15 protein-coding genes are annotated in these 15,321 nt (G+C 69.0%); 3 read left to right on the forward strand and 12 right to left on the reverse strand.

Translation table 11 applies throughout. The features are described 5' to 3' along the window. Positions 1-106 precede the first annotated feature (106 nt). The 6 genes from N4G63_RS24770 to N4G63_RS24795 all read right to left on the reverse strand — a co-directional run bounded on the left by N4G63_RS24770 (position 107) and on the right by N4G63_RS24795 (position 6,457). Positions 107-1,159: an alcohol dehydrogenase family protein gene (locus N4G63_RS24770; RefSeq protein ID WP_314600270.1), complete on the reverse strand. Its 1,053-nt coding sequence runs from the start codon at positions 1,157-1,159 to the stop codon at positions 107-109. 22 nt (positions 1,160-1,181) lie between these two features. Continuing rightward, on the reverse strand, positions 1,182-2,513 hold the full coding sequence (locus tag N4G63_RS24775) for an acyl-CoA dehydrogenase family protein (RefSeq protein ID WP_260789648.1): 1,332 nt from the start codon (positions 2,511-2,513) through the stop codon (positions 1,182-1,184). A 116-nt stretch (positions 2,514-2,629) separates the two neighbouring features. After that, positions 2,630-3,391: an SDR family NAD(P)-dependent oxidoreductase gene (locus N4G63_RS24780; RefSeq protein WP_260789649.1), complete on the reverse strand. Its 762-nt coding sequence runs from the start codon at positions 3,389-3,391 to the stop codon at positions 2,630-2,632. A gap of 181 nt (positions 3,392-3,572) precedes the next feature. Then, positions 3,573-4,262, reverse strand: a complete 690-nt coding sequence (locus N4G63_RS24785) for a hypothetical protein (RefSeq protein WP_260789650.1) — start codon at positions 4,260-4,262, stop codon at positions 3,573-3,575. Positions 4,263-4,467: 205 nt separating this feature from the next. Beyond that, positions 4,468-5,430, reverse strand: coding sequence for a Bug family tripartite tricarboxylate transporter substrate binding protein (locus N4G63_RS24790; RefSeq protein ID WP_260789651.1), 963 nt, complete (start codon positions 5,428-5,430; stop codon positions 4,468-4,470). A 121-nt stretch (positions 5,431-5,551) separates the two neighbouring features. Next, positions 5,552-6,457, reverse strand: coding sequence for an SDR family NAD(P)-dependent oxidoreductase (locus N4G63_RS24795; protein ID WP_443112103.1), 906 nt, complete (start codon positions 6,455-6,457; stop codon positions 5,552-5,554). Between the two features lie 331 nt (positions 6,458-6,788). Between N4G63_RS24795 and gnd the strand changes: the two genes are divergently transcribed. Next, positions 6,789-8,258 carry an NADP-dependent phosphogluconate dehydrogenase gene (gnd, locus tag N4G63_RS24800; protein WP_260789652.1) on the forward strand — a complete coding sequence of 490 codons (1,470 nt, stop codon included), beginning with the start codon at positions 6,789-6,791 and terminating at the stop codon, positions 8,256-8,258. A gap of 58 nt (positions 8,259-8,316) precedes the next feature. Here the strand turns inward: gnd and N4G63_RS24805 are convergent, their stop codons facing one another. Continuing rightward, positions 8,317-8,727 carry a DUF4870 family protein gene (locus N4G63_RS24805; protein ID WP_260789653.1) on the reverse strand — a complete coding sequence of 137 codons (411 nt, stop codon included), beginning with the start codon at positions 8,725-8,727 and terminating at the stop codon, positions 8,317-8,319. A 262-nt stretch (positions 8,728-8,989) separates the two neighbouring features. On the opposite strand from N4G63_RS24805, the gene N4G63_RS24810 reads away from it, so the two are divergent. Then, positions 8,990-10,075 (forward strand): AraC family transcriptional regulator, encoded by a 1,086-nt coding sequence (locus N4G63_RS24810; protein WP_314600273.1) that lies wholly within the window; start codon positions 8,990-8,992, stop codon positions 10,073-10,075. A gap of 113 nt (positions 10,076-10,188) precedes the next feature. On the opposite strand, the gene N4G63_RS24815 is transcribed toward N4G63_RS24810, so the two are convergent. The 4 genes from N4G63_RS24815 to N4G63_RS24830 form a co-directional block, all read right to left on the reverse strand. Beyond that, positions 10,189-10,701: a hypothetical protein gene (locus tag N4G63_RS24815; RefSeq protein ID WP_260789655.1), complete on the reverse strand. Its 513-nt coding sequence runs from the start codon at positions 10,699-10,701 to the stop codon at positions 10,189-10,191. A gap of 150 nt (positions 10,702-10,851) precedes the next feature. After that, on the reverse strand, positions 10,852-11,313 hold the full coding sequence (locus N4G63_RS24820; protein ID WP_260789656.1) for a DUF4440 domain-containing protein: 462 nt from the start codon (positions 11,311-11,313) through the stop codon (positions 10,852-10,854). 401 nt (positions 11,314-11,714) lie between these two features. Then, positions 11,715-12,176, reverse strand: coding sequence for a cupin domain-containing protein (locus tag N4G63_RS24825; RefSeq protein ID WP_260789657.1), 462 nt, complete (start codon positions 12,174-12,176; stop codon positions 11,715-11,717). Positions 12,177-12,227: 51 nt separating this feature from the next. Then, entirely contained in the window at positions 12,228-13,151 is a 924-nt protein-coding gene (locus N4G63_RS24830) for a homocysteine S-methyltransferase family protein (RefSeq protein WP_260790205.1), read from the reverse strand. Positions 13,152-13,401: 250 nt separating this feature from the next. Between N4G63_RS24830 and N4G63_RS24835 the strand changes: the two genes are divergently transcribed. Beyond that, entirely contained in the window at positions 13,402-14,484 is a 1,083-nt protein-coding gene (locus tag N4G63_RS24835; RefSeq protein WP_260785852.1) for an IS630 family transposase, read from the forward strand. A 384-nt stretch (positions 14,485-14,868) separates the two neighbouring features. Here N4G63_RS24835 and N4G63_RS24840 read toward each other — a convergent pair whose 3' ends face one another. Beyond that, positions 14,869-15,177 carry a putative quinol monooxygenase gene (locus N4G63_RS24840; protein WP_260789658.1) on the reverse strand — a complete coding sequence of 103 codons (309 nt, stop codon included), beginning with the start codon at positions 15,175-15,177 and terminating at the stop codon, positions 14,869-14,871. Between the last annotated feature and the right edge of the window lie 144 nt (positions 15,178-15,321).

Genomic DNA, 15,321 nt, shown 5'->3' on the forward strand with positions numbered 1-15,321 from the left:
GAGGCGCGCGCATTTCCATGCCAATTGATGCATGTAGCGACTCACAACGAATAGCTCCTCATGGACCAAGCAAGAGTGCGAGACATTGCCTTGCCATGGCGGCCCGTCACTTCCCCGGCTTCAACACCATCTTCAACGCCCCGTCTTCGCGCTTGTCGAACAGCTCATACGCTCTAGCACCTTCGCTGAGCGACAGGCGATGGCTGATGAAGCGCTCAGGGTGCAGACGGCCGCTTTGCACCAGCGGCACCAGGGCCGGCCATTCCTCGGGCACCGAGCAGGTGCCGATGCGCAGGGTGAGGCCCATGTTGAAGGCGCGCCACATCGGAAAGTTCACCATCTTGTCCTGCGCCACGCCGATCACGCTGACCGTGGCGCGGCGCCCGGCCAGGCGCAGCGCCAGACTGATGGTGGCCTCATGGCCCACGGCCTCCAGCACGCAGTCGGCCATGCAGCCTTGCGTGGCCTCGGCCAGCTGCGCGGCCAGGGTCTTGGGGTCGTCGGCGTCCAGCACGGTGGCGCCCAGGCTGGCGGCCAGCGCGCGGCGCTCGGGCACGCGGTCGATGGCAAACACGCGGCTGGCGCCCATCACGAAGGCCGATTCCACGCCCATCAGGCCGATGGGCCCCAGGCCCACCACGGCCACGGTGCTGCCGGGGCCAATGTCGCCATTGCGCGCGCCGAACCAGGCGGTGGCCTGGGCGTCGGTGAGCATCAGCGCCTGCTCGTCGCTCAGGCCTTCGGGGATGGCTCTTGCGTTGAAATCGGCCGCGGGCACGCGCAGGTATTCGGCCTGGCTGCCCTGCAGCTTGGCGCTCAGGCCGTAGCAGCTGCCCGAGCCGGTGACGCAGCGGTTCACCACGCCGGCCAGGCAGGCCGGGCACTGGCCGCAGCCCACGGCAGCCGACACCATCACGCGCTGGCCCGGCTTGAGCTGGCGCACGCCGCGGCCGGCCTCCACCACCCCGCCCACGGCCTCATGGCCGACGCAAAAGCCGGTGTCTTGCGAGAAGCCGTGGCCGTGGTAGATGTGCAGGTCGCTGCCGCAGATGGCGCAGGCGGTGACCCGGACGATGGCGTCGCGCTCGTCCTCGATCTTCGGGTCGATCAAGTAGGTGAACCGGATGTCGCGGGTGCCGAAGTAGGCCAGGGCTTTCATGCTGGGTCGGTCTTTTCGGGTGTTAGGCAGGATTCGACTGCGACGGCCGAACCACGCTGGCGCCCGTGGTGCCAGGCGGGTGCGCCGGCTGCTCGCCCGAGGCATCGGCCGGCGACATGCCCTGCGCTGCCATGGCCGACAACTCCTTGATCTTCTGCCGGCCCAGCTGGTTCATGTGCACGGCATCGGGCCCGTCGGCAATGCGCACAAAGCGGTTGATGGCCCAGAAGTAGGCCAGCTCGGTGTCGTCGCTCACGCCCATGCCGCCGTGCGCCTGGATGGCGCGGTCGATCACCTGCGTGGCCATGCTGGGCGCCACCACCTTGATCGCGGCGATCAGGTCCTTGGCCACCTTGTTGCCATGCTTGTCCATCACGTCGGCGGCCTTCAGCGTGAGCAGGCGCGCCTGCTCGATCTCGCAAAAGCTCAGCGCCACGTCCTGCCGGATGGCGCTTTGCTCGCTGAGCTTGCGGCCGAAGGTGCTGCGCGCCTCCACGCGGCGGCACATGGTCTCGAGCGCGCGCTGGGCCTGGCCGATCGAGCGCATGCAGTGGTGGATGCGGCCCGGCCCCAGCCGGCCCTGCGCGATCTCGAAGCCCTTGCCGGGGCCCAGGATCAGGTTGGCCCTGGGCACGCGCACGTTGTCGAAGCGCAGCTCGGCCTCGCCGCCCGGCGAGTGCAGGCGGCCAAACACCTTCTGGTTGCGCACGATGGCGAGGCCCGGCGTGCCGCGCGGCACGATCACGGTGCTGTGCTGGCCGTAGCGGCCGCCGGCCTCGCCGATGGCGGCATCCTTGCCCATCACCAGCAGCAGGGTGCAGCGCTCGTCCATGATGCCGCTGATCCACCACTTGCGGCCGTTGAGCACCAGCGTGTCGCCGTCGTGCTCGATGCGCAGCGCCACGTTGGTGGCGTCAGATGACGCCACCTGCGGCTCGGTCATCACATAGGCCGAGCGGATGGCACCGTCCAGCAGCGGCTGCAGCCACTGCGCCTGTTGCGCCGGTGTGCCGTAGCGGGCCAGCACCTCCATGTTGCCGGTGTCGGGCGCCGAGCAGTTGAACACCTCGCTGCTCCAGGGCACGCGGCCCATCACCTCGGCCAGCGGCGCGTATTCCAGGTTGCTGAGGCCCGGGCTGATGTCGCCATAGTCGTGCGGCAGAAACAGGTTCCACAGGCCTTGCGCGCGCGCCAGCTTCTTGAGCGGCTCGATGCCGGGCCAGGGCTGCCAGAGCCTGCTCGGGTCGTTCACCCAGTCTTCATGCGCGCGCTCGGCCGGGTAGATGTGCTGATCCATGAAGGCCTTGAGCTGCACCAGCAGGCCTTGCACTTTGTCGCTGTGGTCAAAATTCATCGCTCAGGCTCTCGACAGTGAAAATGCAAACCCTGCGGTCGCCGCGGAACCGGCTCTGCCGGGCCGCTGGTGGCGCCCCCTTGAGGGGGAGGCGCCGCAGGCGCTTCGGGGGTGGGTCAAGCCAGCGACAGGCCGCCATCACAGGCGATGGTCTGCCCCGCCATGTACGCGGCCAGTGGCGAGGCCAGAAACAGCACCGCGCCGGCCATGTCAGCCGGCGTGCCGATGCGGTGCATGGGGATGCGGGCCAGCGCGCCGTCCAGCCGCCTGGGGTGGGCCGTGGTCACCTTGGTGAGCTTGGTGTCCACCAGGCCCGGCGCCATGCCGTTGACCCGGATGCCTTCGGGTGCCCAGGCCACGCCCAGCGTGCGCACCAGGCTGATGGCGCCGGCCTTGCTGGCGGCATAGGCCGGGTTGCCCACATTGGCGCCATAACCGGCGATGCTGCTGACGATGACGATGCGGCCGCCCTGGCGCCCATCCGACGGCAACAGCGCCGGCTTGAAGCGGCGGCAGCAGTGCATCAGGCTGTCGAGGTTGACGGCCATCACCTGCGCCCAGCCCGCGCGCTCGAACTCGCCGCGGCCGTAGACCACGGTGCCCTGGCACAGCACCAGCACGTCCAGCCTGGCGCCGGCGCCACCGGGCTGCGGCGCGGCGGCAATGGCATCGGGCTCGGCCACGTTCACGCCCTGGTAGTGCAGGCCGGTCAGGTCGCTGCCGTCGCTGTCGGCATAGTCGGCAGCGCTGGCGCGCGTGCCCCACACATGCACCTCGGCGCCACGGGCGCGGAAGGCCTGGGCCACGCCGTTGCCGATGCCGCTGCTGCCGCCCACCACCAGCACACGCTGGCCGGCAAAGCTGGTGTCGTCCGTCATGCCGCGCTCCCCATTCGATCTGGTGCGTTGCATGGTGCGCCCGCCGGGCGGCGCGCGGGCGTCGCGCGGTGGACAGCCCGGCATCAGGGCATGCCCGCAGGCCGGGTGTCGCCTGGGTGTCGCCTGGGGGCGTCAGGCGGGCGCGCTGGTCGGCCGTTGGGCCGCCGGCGCGTGCGTCCGTTCAGTTGGCCGCGAAGCAGTAGAAGCGGCCGCTGCCGCCGGTGCGCACCAGGGCTTCCTGGCTGCAGCCTGCCGAGGGGTGCGAGAAGTTCCAGCTCTTGGCCCAGTTCTCGGGCAGCGGGCCGATGCGGTCGTGGTGGCCCACGATGGCCGAGCCTTCGGTGCTGCTGGTCCAGGCGCGGCAGGTGGTGTCGGCCTGCGGCGCGAAGGCGGTGCCGTCGTCGCGCGAGCCGGTCAGGATGTCGTGCTCGTTGGGCGTGTCGCCGCGGCCGTTGACCGTGCGGCCGCGCTCGTCCAGTGCGGTGGCCTTGGTGATGGCGCCGCCGGCATGCAGCTCGGTGGCATCGCGCGCCACCAGCACGCCCGCGGCGTTGTACCAGGGGCCGGCGCCGATGCGGTCGCGGGCGTTGACGGCCGGCACCGCCGCCGCGCTGGCGGTGGCAAAGATCGGCGGCAGGCTCAGGTAGGCACGCCAGGTGCGGGCCCCGGCGCCACTGGCGCCCGAGGCGGCGGCCAGCTTCTGGCAATGCGCGTCGGCGCCGGCCAGGCCACCCAGGTTGCCGCCCTGCCCCGAGCCGACGCTGGTGACGAAAAAGCCCAGCGGGCCGCTGGCCGGCGTGCTGGCGCAGCCCGACAGCATGCCGGCAACGGCCAGGGCACAGGCGGTGGACAGTGAGAGGGCTCGGCGCATCGGCAAACTCCAGTGAGATCGGTTGAGGGGTGACTGAGCATCGTACAAAAGCCTGGCGGTGTACGTGCCAGGGCCCGGCTTTTGTCCTCAGGGTGTTCCCGATCTTCCGGCTGGGCGGTCTCGCCGGCTCGCCTGGTCAGGCGGCGCGGGCCCGGTCGGGCCGGCCCGGCCCGGCTTGCGGCGGGCGGCGGGCGGCGGGCGGCTGTCAGTCGATGCTGATGCCCTGGGTCACGCTGGCCCACTGGGTGCGCTCGGTGGCCGCGCGCTGGGCCACCTGCTCGGGGCTGCCCGTCCAGGCGTCGTAGCCCTGCTCGGCCAGGGCCTTGGCCAGCTCGGGCTGGGCCAGGGCCTTGCGCGTGGCGTCCAGCAGGCGGGCCGCCACCGCGGGCGGCAGCTTGTTGGGGGCGTACAGCGCATACCAGCCGCCCACGTCAAAACCCGGCAGACCGGCCTCGGCCATGGTGGGCACCTCGGGCAGGGCCGCGCTGCGGCGGCCGGCGCTCAGCGCGATGGCGCGCACCCGGCCACTGGCGATGTGGCCGCGCGCGGTGCTCAGGATGTCGAACATCATCGTCAGCTGGCCGCCGATCAGATCGGACATCGCCGGCCCGCTGCCCTTGTAGGGCACGTGCAGCAGCTGCGTGCCGGTGCGCTGGGCCAGCAGCTCGCCGCTCAGGTGGTTGCTGCTGCCGATGCCGGCCGAGCCAAAGCTCAGCTTGCCTGGCTGGGCCTTGGCCAGCGCCACCAGCTCCTTGAGGCTTTGCGCCGGCACATCCTTGTGAACCACCAGCACATTGCTGTAGTTCACCAGCGGGGCCACCGGCGTGATGTCGCGGGCCGGGTCGAAGGGCATCTTCTTCATCACGTGGGGGCCGATGGTCAGCGGCGGGCTGGCGGCAAACCACAGGGTCAGGCCGTCGGGCGCGGCGCGGGCCACGGCGTCGCCGGCCAGCGTGGCATTGGCGCCGGGCTTGTTTTCCACCTGCACCGGCTGGCCCAGCTCCTTGGCCAGGGCCGGCGCCAGCAGGCGCGCCGCGGCGTCCACCGGGCCGCCGGCGGCATAGCCCACCAGCAGGCGCACGGGGGCTGGCTGCGCCCAGGCTGCCAAACACAGCGATGACGCCACCATCGCCAGCAAGGCGCGGCGCAAAACGCAGGCACGGTTCATGTTGAACGCTCGCTTGAGGCCGGTGAACCCGGCGCTGGTGGTGGCTCAGGTGGTGGCGCGGGTGGTGGCGCGGGTGGTAGTGCAGATGGCGGCGCCGGCGCCGCCACGGCGGGGGTGGGCGTCAGATCGGGTCCCAGCCGAAGACATCGGCCGAGCGATCCATGGCCACGAAGCTGCCCTTCAGCGCGGGCATCGCATGCTCGGCAATGTGCTGCGGGGTCCAGCCGTCGCCGCGGTGCACGCTGCGGATCGGGCGCGGCTGGCTCATCAGAAAGATCTCGTTGTTGCGCACCGCAAAGACCTGGGCGTTGACCTCTTTGGCCGCGTCACTCAGCAGGTAGACGGCCAGCGGCGCGATCTTGGCCGGCGTCATCTGCTGCATGCGGGCCACGCGGGCCTGCTGCTCGGGCGTGTCGGTCGGGATCGAGCCGATCATGCGGCTCCAGGCAAAGGGCGCGATGCAGTTCGAGCGCACATTGAACTTGGCCATGTCCAGCGCCACGCTCTTGCTGAAGGCGGTGAGGCCCAGCTTGGCGGCGCTGTAGTTGGCCTGGCCGAAGTTGCCGATCAGGCCCGAGGTGCTGGTCATGTGCACGAAGGCGCCGCTGCCCTGCTCCTTGAAATGGTTGGCCGCGGCGCGGCTGACGAACCAGCTGCCGTACAGGTGCACCTTGATCACGGCGTCCCACTCGGGATCGCTCATCTTGTGAAAGATGCGGTCGCGCAGGATGCCGGCGTTGTTGACCACCCCGTCGATGCGGCCGAAGTGATCGAGCGCGCACTGGATGATGCGGTTGGCCGCCACCGCCTCGGCCACGCTGTCGGTGCTGGCCACGGCCTGGCCGCCGGCGGCCTTGATCTCGTCGACCACCTGCTGCGCCGGGCCGGTGCTGGCGCCCTCGCCGGTGGTGCTGGTGCCCAGGTCGTTGACCACCACCCGGGCGCCTTCGGCCGCCATTGCCAGCGCGATGTCGCGGCCAATGCCGCCGCCCGCGCCCGTGACCACCACCACCTTGCCATCCATCATGCCTGCCATGTCTCGTCTCGCTTGCGTGTGTGTCGATGCCGGCCGCGCGCAGCGCCGCCCGGTCCAGCCGCCAGCGTGCCCGCCGGGGCGCCGTCGCGCCATTCGGCTTTGCCAAGGGGCCACTTCGCCGCGGCCAAAGCGCTTGGCCGCTTGCGACAGGCCGGCGCGGCGCGGTGAGCGGTCTGGCCAATCGCGCGGCGTGGCGGGCGCCCTGGCGGCGCTGCAGCACAGGCCGGCGCCGCGCCGCATGTGGACAACCACGACACGCCGGCGCCCGGCCACGGCCGACAATCGGCCGCCTGATCCACTGCTGCCCCAAGCGCGTTTGCCCATGACACAAGCTGCCAACATCGGCCACATCGCCATCGTGGGCCTGGGCGTGATGGGCCGCAATCTGGCGCTGAACCTGGCCGACCACGGCCACACGGTCATCGCCTACGACCTGCAGCCCGCGGCTGCCCTGCAGGCGCAAGAGGCCGCCGTGGCGCGCGGCGCTGCCGCCAGCGGCCAGGTGCTGGCCGTGGCCACGCCGGCCGAGCTGGTGGCCGCGCTGGCGCCGCCGCGCAAGATCTTGCTGATGGTGAACGCCGGCGCGCCGGTGGATGCGGTGCTCGAGCGCCTGCTGCCGCTGCTGGCCGCGGGCGACATCGTGATCGACGGCGGCAACAGCCGCTTCACCGACACCGAGCGCCGCAGCGCCGCGCTGGCCGCGCGCGGCCTGCACTTTGTGGGCAGCGGCATCTCGGGCGGCGAAGAAGGCGCACGCCACGGCCCGGCGCTGATGCCCGGTGGCTCGGCCGAGGCCTGGGCCGCCATCCGGCCGCTGTTCGAGGCCATTGCCGCGCAGGCGCATGGCCAGCCGTGCGTGGCCCACATCGGCCCCGGTGGCGCCGGGCATTACGTGAAGATGGTGCATAACGGCATCGAGTACGCCGACATGCAGCTGATCTGCGAGGCCTATGCGCTGCTGGCCGCCGCCGGGCTCGACAACGACCCGATGGCCGCCGTGTTTGCGCGCTGGAACGCCGGGCCGCTGCAGAGCTACCTGATCGAGATCACCGCCAAGATCCTGGCCCAGCGCGACGCCGACACCGGCCGCCATGTGCTGGACCTGATCCTCGACAAGGCCGGCCAGAAGGGCACCGGGCAGTGGACCCTGGTGGACGCCGCCGAGCGCGCGGTGGTGGTCAGTGCCATGGGCGCGGCGGTGGACGCGCGCGTGCTGTCGTCACTGAAGGCCGCCCGCGTGGCCGCCAGCACCCAGCTGGCCGGGCCCGATGGCCGCATCGACCCCGCCACCCTGCCCGGCGGCGCCGAGGCCTGGGTGGCCCTGGTGCACGACGCGCTGATGGCCGCCAAGATCGTGGCCTATGCGCAGGGCTTCGAGCTGATGGCCACCGCCGGGCGCGAGCGTGGCTGGGGGCTGGATCTGGCCGCCATCGCCCGGCTGTGGCGCGGCGGCTGCATCATCCGTGCGCAGTTTCTGGACCGCATCGCCGAGGCCCAGGCCGCGCCTTCAACGGCTGGCGCGCCGGTGGCCAACCTGATGCTGGCGCCCTGGTTCCGCGACACGCTGGCGCGGGTGCAGGGGCCGTGGCGCGAGGTGCTGGCCACGGCCGTGCGCACCGGGGTGCCGGTGCCGGCCATGAGCGCCGCCCTGGCCTACCACGACAGCTGGCGCAGCCCGCGGCTCAGCGCCAACCTGCTGCAGGCCCAGCGCGACTTCTTTGGTGCCCACACCTACGAGCGGATCGACCGCCCGGCCGGCCAGCATTTTCATACCGAGTGGCCGCAGGCCTGAGGGCCTGCACGCCAGCCGCAGCCGCGGCCCGGCGGTGCCGGGCCGCGGGCGGCCGGGCTCAGATGGGCATGGCCTGGCCGTTGTTCAGGCGCAGCCAGCCGCGGCCGATGCGGTAGATGGCCCACACGCCCAGCACCAGCATGCCCAGCACCCAGGTGCCGAAGCCGACGATCACCAGCATCAGCGGCCCCGACACCAGGGCCACGATCACGGCCCACAGCAGCGCGAACCAGAAGGTGCGGATCTGCCAGGCAAAGTGCGTTTCGAGCCAGGTGCCGCGGGCGTCGCCGCGCTTCACGTAGTTCAGGATCACCGCAATGATCGAGGGCCAGCCGAACAGGAACGAGCCCACCAGGCTGGCCGCCCCGAACGCCCCCAGGGCCAGGCCCAGGGCGTGCAGGCCGTAGCAGATCTGCAGGATGCGCAGCAGGTCACGGTCGGAACCGACGGCAACGACGGGGGCGTTCATGGCAGGTGGCCCGGTGAAGGGCTGGCGGTGAAAAGAGCGCCCATCATGCACCGCGGCGCTGCCGCACGCGGGCCGATGCGACCATCTGCCGCACGCGGCGATGGTCTGCCGCCGGGTGGGATGCAAGGCGGTGGGATGCAAGGCGGTGGGCGCCGGCCGGTGCGCTGGCATGCCCGCGACAGCCACCGCGCGGCCGCCTGCGTAGCATGGCCGCGTGAACCACCCCGAACCTTGGCCCCGGCGGCTGCCGCCCGCGCGGCCCATGCAGCCCGTGCCGCCCGCATCCGCCGCAGCCGCCGCAGCCGCCGCAGCCGCCGCAGCCGCCGACGGGCTGGCCCAGCACACCGTGGCCATCGTGCAGGTGCGCAGCGTGCTGCAGGGGGCGCAGCACCTGGGGCTGGATCTGGCGCCGCTGCTGGCGCGGGCGGGCATATCGCCGGCGCTGCTGGCGTCGCCGCTGGCGCGGGTGTCGCACACCCAGTACGCGCTGCTGCTGCGCGCCCTGCGCCGCGCCACGCGCAGCGAGCTGTGGGGCCTGACCGAGCAGCCGCTGCCGGTGGGCAGCTTTGGCCAGTGCGCGGCGCGCCTGGTGCATTGCGCCCGTCTGGGCGATGCGCTGCGCGCGGGCTTCGCTTTTCATCACCTGCTGATCGGCGACTTCACCGCGCGGCTGCAGGTGCAGGCCGGCACACCGGCGCTGGCGCGGGTGCAGATCGTGCGCCGCGCACCGTTCAACCCGCGGCTCGACTATGCGCAAAAAGCCTTCATGCTGTTTGCCTTTGGCATGGCCTCGTGGCTGGTGGCGCGGCGGGTGCCCATCGTGGCGGTGGACTACACCGAGCCGGTGCCCGGCAGCGACAGCTCACGCGTCTACCAGGCCCCCATTCGCGCCGGTCAGCCGCACCTGGGCTTCACCTTCGAGGCCCGCTGGCTCGATCTGCCGGTGGTGCAAAGCCCGCAAAGCCTGCGCGAGTTTCTGGCCCGTGCGCCGGGCAATCTGCTGATCAAGTACCGCGATCCGGGCAGCGTGACCGAGCGCATCCGCCGCCTGCTGCGCCGCCACCTGGGCGGCGAAATGCCTTCGCTCGAAGCCGTGGGCGAGGCGCTGGCCATGACCCCGCAAACCCTGCGCCGCCGCCTGCGCGACGAAGGCCGCGGCTACCAGGCCCTGAAAGACGATCTGCGCCGCGACGCCGCCATCGCGCTGCTGGCCCAGCCCGAGCTGCCGCTGATCGAGGTGGCGGTCCGCGTGGGCTTCTCCGAAGCCAGCACCTTTCACCGGGCGTTCAAGAAGTGGTGCGGCGTGGCGCCGGGTGAATACCGCCACACCCGGCTGCACGGCAGCTGAGCACACTGGCGTTGCCCACCGGCGACTGGCGACTGGCGAGCGGCCAGCGGCCAGCGGCCAGCGGCTACCGGCTACCGGCTACCGGCTACCGGCTACCGGCTACCGGCTACCGGCTACCGGCAGGTGGCCACGAACACCCGGCGCACCACCCGGCCCAGCAGCTGCTGGCGCTCGTTGTACGCTTCCAGCAGCACGTGGCCGCCAAACTTGTCTGACCTGGCCGCCAGCTCGAAGGTCTTGATGCGCCGCACGGCGCCCAGCGCAAAGGGCAGCTGCAGCGGCCCCGGGCCGTGCGCCAGGCCCAGCAGCTTGTGCAGGTGCACCAGCGAGCGCTCGGCACCATTGAAGCCGGCGTACTCGGGCCCGTACGGATCGGCCGCCAGGTTCAGGCCAGGGCGGATCACCTCGTCGGCCACCACGCCGTGTGCGCGGGTGGTCACGCCGTTGACCTGGGCCTCGTAGCCGTTCTCGCCCTTCAGCACGATGGCAACCGCCTGCACGCCCTGCCCCATCGCCGAAAAATCGGCCGAGCAGGCCAGCTGGGCCTGGGCCTGGGCCTGGGCCGCGGCCGGGCCCGTCAAGCAGCAGGCCAGGCCCAGCAGCAGCGCTTGGCGTTTCAGTGGCACGGGCGGGTGGGGCATGGGGGCGGCGGCGGCCTGGGCTGGGCCAGGGCAAGCGAGGGGTGGGTCTGGCCGCCGGCCGATGCAAGCCGCCAGGCCGGCCATTGTGCGCCGCGGTTCGGCCGGGTGGCCCCCCCGGCGCTGCGCCCCCTGGGATCAGTTGTGCTCGGGCATGGCTGACGAGTGGTGGCTGGTGATCAGCCACTGCCGCCCGTTCCACTTGTAGGTGTAGGTGTAGCGGGCGTGCACGGCACTGCCATCGCCAAAGGTAAAGGTGTACAGGCCGGCGTCCACGGCGGTATTGCAGTCGATCTCGATCGTGCGGCTGTCGATGGCACCCACCGGCTTGCGCTGCATGAAGTGCTCGAAGTAGTCCTCTTTTTCCTCGGCGGTCAGACGCGGCTTGTTGGACACCGTGGGCAGCAGAATCGACTTCTTGTCGTAGTGTTGAACCACCTTGCCGGGCTCACCGGTCTGCAGCGAGGCGTTCCAGCGGTCGAACAGCGCCGCCACTTCCTTCTCGGAGGTGGCCTTGCAATGCTCGGTGTGGGCAAAGGCGCCCGGGGCCACAGCAAGCAACAGGGTGGCGGCAAGGGCAGTGATGCGAAGAGGCAGCATGAACGCTCCGGAATTGACGATGGTCAATTCTTCAATGCCCCGCTTAAGCCCAGATTAAGGCCGGCCGGCAGCACTGCGTCATGGCCTGCGACAGCGCGCCACGGCCGATGCTTGCACAGCCGCAGAACCCTTCCACACCAACCTTACCCACGACTGCAGTCGGGTGCCCGGTGCGGTCTTGACCCCGGGCGTGGGGTTCAAGCGTCAGGCCTCAGCCGGCCGCACATAGGCTTCGGCGTGTCGCGGCAGGTCATCATTCAAGTTCCACCAGCTGGCCTTTGATCCGGTGAAGGCATGAAAGCCCAGTGACGCCTCGACGGGCGCGCTGAGCAGCCCGGCACGGATGCGAACCACCTCCGGCAAGGCATGCCGGCGGCTGAGAGCCGCGCACGCGGTTTGGGCTACCCGACGGGCCACGGCGATCCATCCTTGCGGCAGAAGCGCCGGCCCTGCTCATCGTGGTGCATGACCAGGTCATGATCCGAGTAGTGCACCACACCGCGTACCGCCCGCGCGCCGACGACCAAGACGGTAGCGTCAGCGTTTGTCCGGTTCTCCAGGCAGTGGCCCACCGGGACACCGGCCTTCCAAGCAGCGGCTTCACCGGCCCTCAGCAACGACTCGTCGTCTTCGATGAGTACCACCTCTCCGGCCAGCACGTATGCAAATTCGTCTTCTGTCAGATGCCAATGCCTGAACGACGAACGAGAACCAGGCGGCAGACGCTCGATGTGGACGCCGAACTGAGACAGGCTGGCTTGATCGCCAAGAACCAGCTCGCTGAACGCCCCCCTGGACAAGCCGGCAAGGCGGTTGATCTTCTCGGGGATGTTCTCCCAGCAGGTGACGTCGAGCTTGGGCATATGGGTGTGAGCAATAGGCTGAGTTGGGCCGCAGACGCGTGCGTGTGATCTTCATCCACCCCACGCATCTCTCACCGCACGAAGGTGACGCCAATCGGTCCCACAGCAACCGCCCACGATGTTCAGGTTCGGCAAGGCGCTCTTGAGGCCCCGATACCGTTGCGCGAGATCGCTCGGATCGCCTATGTCCAGTTCGGCCGATGCGTCGAGTTCAGCGTGACTCTTCGTCGAAGCGTTGGCGCGAAGGCCGCGAATGCGTTCAATCCAGGGCTCGCCCCTCTTCAAGACGCCTGCAAAGTGACTTGGATGAGCACAATTGATTGCGAAGTAAGCCGGCGGCGCCAGCGCGTCCACTCGTTCGATGGCATCGCCCAGCGCCTCACCGCTTGGAAGCCGGCCATCCGTCTCGACGGTAAAAGAGATCGCGACCGGCAGTCCCACGCGCTGCGCCGCCAGCGAAATGCCGAGGGCTTCGGCCGAGGTTGTCATCGTCACCGCAGAGAGCATGTCCACCCCGCCCGATGCAAGTGCTTCAGCCTGCAGGCAGTGATAGCTGGTGGCGGCGGCCACGCTGTCCGGTGCATTGGCAACGTAGCCGTCTCCCCGCGGGCCGATGACTCCGCTGACAACCATGGGCCCACTGAGCCGCGGCGCCCAGCGTGAACGCATGGAACACATCATCTGGGCTGCGGCGTGGTTGACTGCCCTCAGGTGTTCACTATCGACACCTAGAAGCGCGGCCCAGTCGGGATTGGCGCGCCACGTCGGCGTTTCAAGCACGAAGCCAGCCCCGCTCATCTCGGCGCAGAGTTCGAGGTATGGCACGTAGTAACTCTTCAAACGCTCGCGGCCGAGTTCATCTGCGAGCAGCGTAAACGCCGCAAAGTGTGGAAGCTCGATCTTGTCGAGGAAGACGAGCGAAGTCTCAAGGCCACCGTCGCTCAGGAAGACCTGTCCGGTCAGTTGGGGAAGCATGCTCGCCACGATCTGTACCTCCTTGGCCAAAAGCCGGTTTTACCGACGGTACGAGCACATGTCGCGGTGGGCAATCCCGCAGTCGGCGATGTCTGCGCGAGCATGCTGAGCCGGCGAAGGGGCGCTTTCGAGCATTGGGTATCGGGCCGAGAGGTGCGGTGTCCATTGATCTCAGACCCTAGTGTAGTGCGCGTGAATTTATAGAACTTATTTGCGCCGGCATACTCAGACGTTCCAGGAGGCTGGAACAGTGCGGGTTGCCAAGACGATTGAACTGGACGCAGACACCGAGCGCGAGCTCCGTGTGCTGGCCAAGCGCCGAACGGTGGAGGCCCGGTTGCAGCAGCGTGCGCTGGTCGTGCTGCTGGCCGCCGAGGGCCGGCAGAACAAGGACATCGCTGTCGATGCAGGACTGGATCGGCGCCAGGTCGCCATGTGGCGCGAGCGCTTCCTCAGCGGTGGCATCGACGCGCTGCGCAAGGACGCCCCACGCAGCGGCCGTCCGGCCACGATCACCGCTGAGATGGAGTCGCGCATCGTGCAGGCCACGCTGCACGACAAGCCGGTCGACGCCACGCACTGGAGCACCCGCACCTTGGCCGCGCACCTGGGTGTGGGAGCCACCACCGTGCGTCGGGTTTGGCAGAGCAACGGCCTGAAGCCGCACCTGAGCCGCACGTTCAAGCTCTCGCGTGATCCACGGTTCGAGGACAAGTTGCTCGACGTCGTCGGCCTGTACATGAACCCGCCCGAGCACGCCCTGGTGCTCAGCTGCGACGAGAAGAGCCAGATCCAGGCGCTCAACCGTACACAGCCGGGTCTGCCGATGAAGCGCGGGCGTGCCGGCACCGTGACCCACGACTACAAGCGCCACGGCACGACCACGCTGTTTGCCGCGCTCAACACGGTGGACGGCAAGGTGATCTCGATGTGCCAGCCGCGCCACCGGCATACCGAGTGGCTGAAGTTCTTGCGGCTGATCGACCGCCGCACGCCCAAGCACCTGGGCCTTCACCTGATCGTGGACAACTACGCCACCCACAGCCACCCCGAGGTGCAGAAATGGCTGGCGCGTCATCCGCGGTTCGTCATGCACTTCACGCCGACCAGCGCTTCGTGGCTGAACATGGTCGAACGCTTCTTCCGCGACATCACCGACAAGCGCATCCGGCGTGACAGCTTCGCCAGCGTTGCCGAACTGGAGCTGGCCATCGACCTGTACGTGGCCCATCACAACATCGATCCCAAGCCGTTCATCTGGACGGCCCGCGCGACCGACATCCTGGCCAAGGTGACCCGGGCCAAGGCCGCCCTGGTCACCGCACCGGAATAAGTACAGAACAGAGCGGCGCACTGCACTAGAGCGAAGGCAGCCCCGCGACGATTACCTGTCTTGAGGTATCCAACCCTCGCATATCAGCCTGAACAACCGTCGCACATCCACTCATCGGGTGGCAGCAACAGGCTCCGTCGCGTTCCCCGTCCGGCAACGGGTTCCACCATCATCTGTTTGCGCAGAGGGATTCATGCGCGCTCTTGACAGACAGAAGCCATATCAACGTTTGACATGTGGGGTGACCGCAGGGCGCAGCCTTTTGGAAATCCCCTCGATGGAAGGGTTAGGCGTCTTTGCGGCCCTGAGCTGAAACAAGTTTTTGTTCGGCATCGGTGAGTACGGACGGTAGGCACAAAGGCAGATATCGGGGGGTTCTGCCGGTCACGGTTTCTTCACCCAGACAGGAGTGAGTTGCACTACTTGGGGTGGCCCTTCAAGCAATGACTCTACTTCACGAAGATAGGAGAGATAGCTCTGTGTGGAGAGGAACGCCTGAGCTTCTTCGGGAGAGGTGTATTGCTGGAAGGCGCATATTGACTCAGGGTCGGCGTTGTCTTGGCAATAGAAGTAGGCCATGTGGCCCTGGTTTTCCTGAATGGCAGGTGCCATGTGCTTCAACCATATGGATTGAACTTGGCTTCGTTTGCCAAGCAGAGTCTTGTGCTTGATAAATAGCGCAGTACTGGACATTGCTTCTCCTTCAATATGAGGATGTGAGATCGGCGGCCGAAGTTGAGCCGCCTAACGAATGGAAGGGCCTTCCCCGCCCCGAGTGATCCGCGAAGCGAGGCGCCCGAGAGAGGCGTCAAGATGGGAAGTGCGAAATCTCATCAA

It is taken from the genome of Aquabacterium sp. OR-4 (assembly GCF_025290835.2).
Taxonomy (GTDB): Bacteria; Pseudomonadota; Gammaproteobacteria; order Burkholderiales; family Burkholderiaceae_C; genus Pseudaquabacterium.

Coding starts and splice junctions, on each gene's coding strand:
- N4G63_RS24770 (WP_314600270.1), bottom strand. CDS start 1,159: ATGAAAGCCCTGGCCTACTTCGGCACCCGCGACATCCGGTTCACCTAC.
- N4G63_RS24775 (WP_260789648.1), bottom strand. CDS start 2,513: ATGAATTTTGACCACAGCGACAAAGTGCAAGGCCTGCTGGTGCAGCTC.
- N4G63_RS24780 (WP_260789649.1), bottom strand. CDS start 3,391: ATGACGGACGACACCAGCTTTGCCGGCCAGCGTGTGCTGGTGGTGGGC.
- N4G63_RS24785 (WP_260789650.1), bottom strand. CDS start 4,262: ATGCGCCGAGCCCTCTCACTGTCCACCGCCTGTGCCCTGGCCGTTGCC.
- N4G63_RS24790 (WP_260789651.1), bottom strand. CDS start 5,430: ATGAACCGTGCCTGCGTTTTGCGCCGCGCCTTGCTGGCGATGGTGGCG.
- N4G63_RS24795 (WP_443112103.1), bottom strand. CDS start 6,457: ATGATGGATGGCAAGGTGGTGGTGGTCACGGGCGCGGGCGGCGGCATT.
- gnd (WP_260789652.1), top strand. CDS start 6,789: ATGACACAAGCTGCCAACATCGGCCACATCGCCATCGTGGGCCTGGGC.
- N4G63_RS24805 (WP_260789653.1), bottom strand. CDS start 8,727: ATGAACGCCCCCGTCGTTGCCGTCGGTTCCGACCGTGACCTGCTGCGC.
- N4G63_RS24810 (WP_314600273.1), top strand. CDS start 8,990: ATGCAGCCCGTGCCGCCCGCATCCGCCGCAGCCGCCGCAGCCGCCGCA.
- N4G63_RS24820 (WP_260789656.1), bottom strand. CDS start 11,313: ATGCTGCCTCTTCGCATCACTGCCCTTGCCGCCACCCTGTTGCTTGCT.
- N4G63_RS24825 (WP_260789657.1), bottom strand. CDS start 12,176: ATGCCCAAGCTCGACGTCACCTGCTGGGAGAACATCCCCGAGAAGATC.
- N4G63_RS24830 (WP_260790205.1), bottom strand. CDS start 13,151: ATGCTTCCCCAACTGACCGGACAGGTCTTCCTGAGCGACGGTGGCCTT.
- N4G63_RS24840 (WP_260789658.1), bottom strand. CDS start 15,177: ATGTCCAGTACTGCGCTATTTATCAAGCACAAGACTCTGCTTGGCAAA.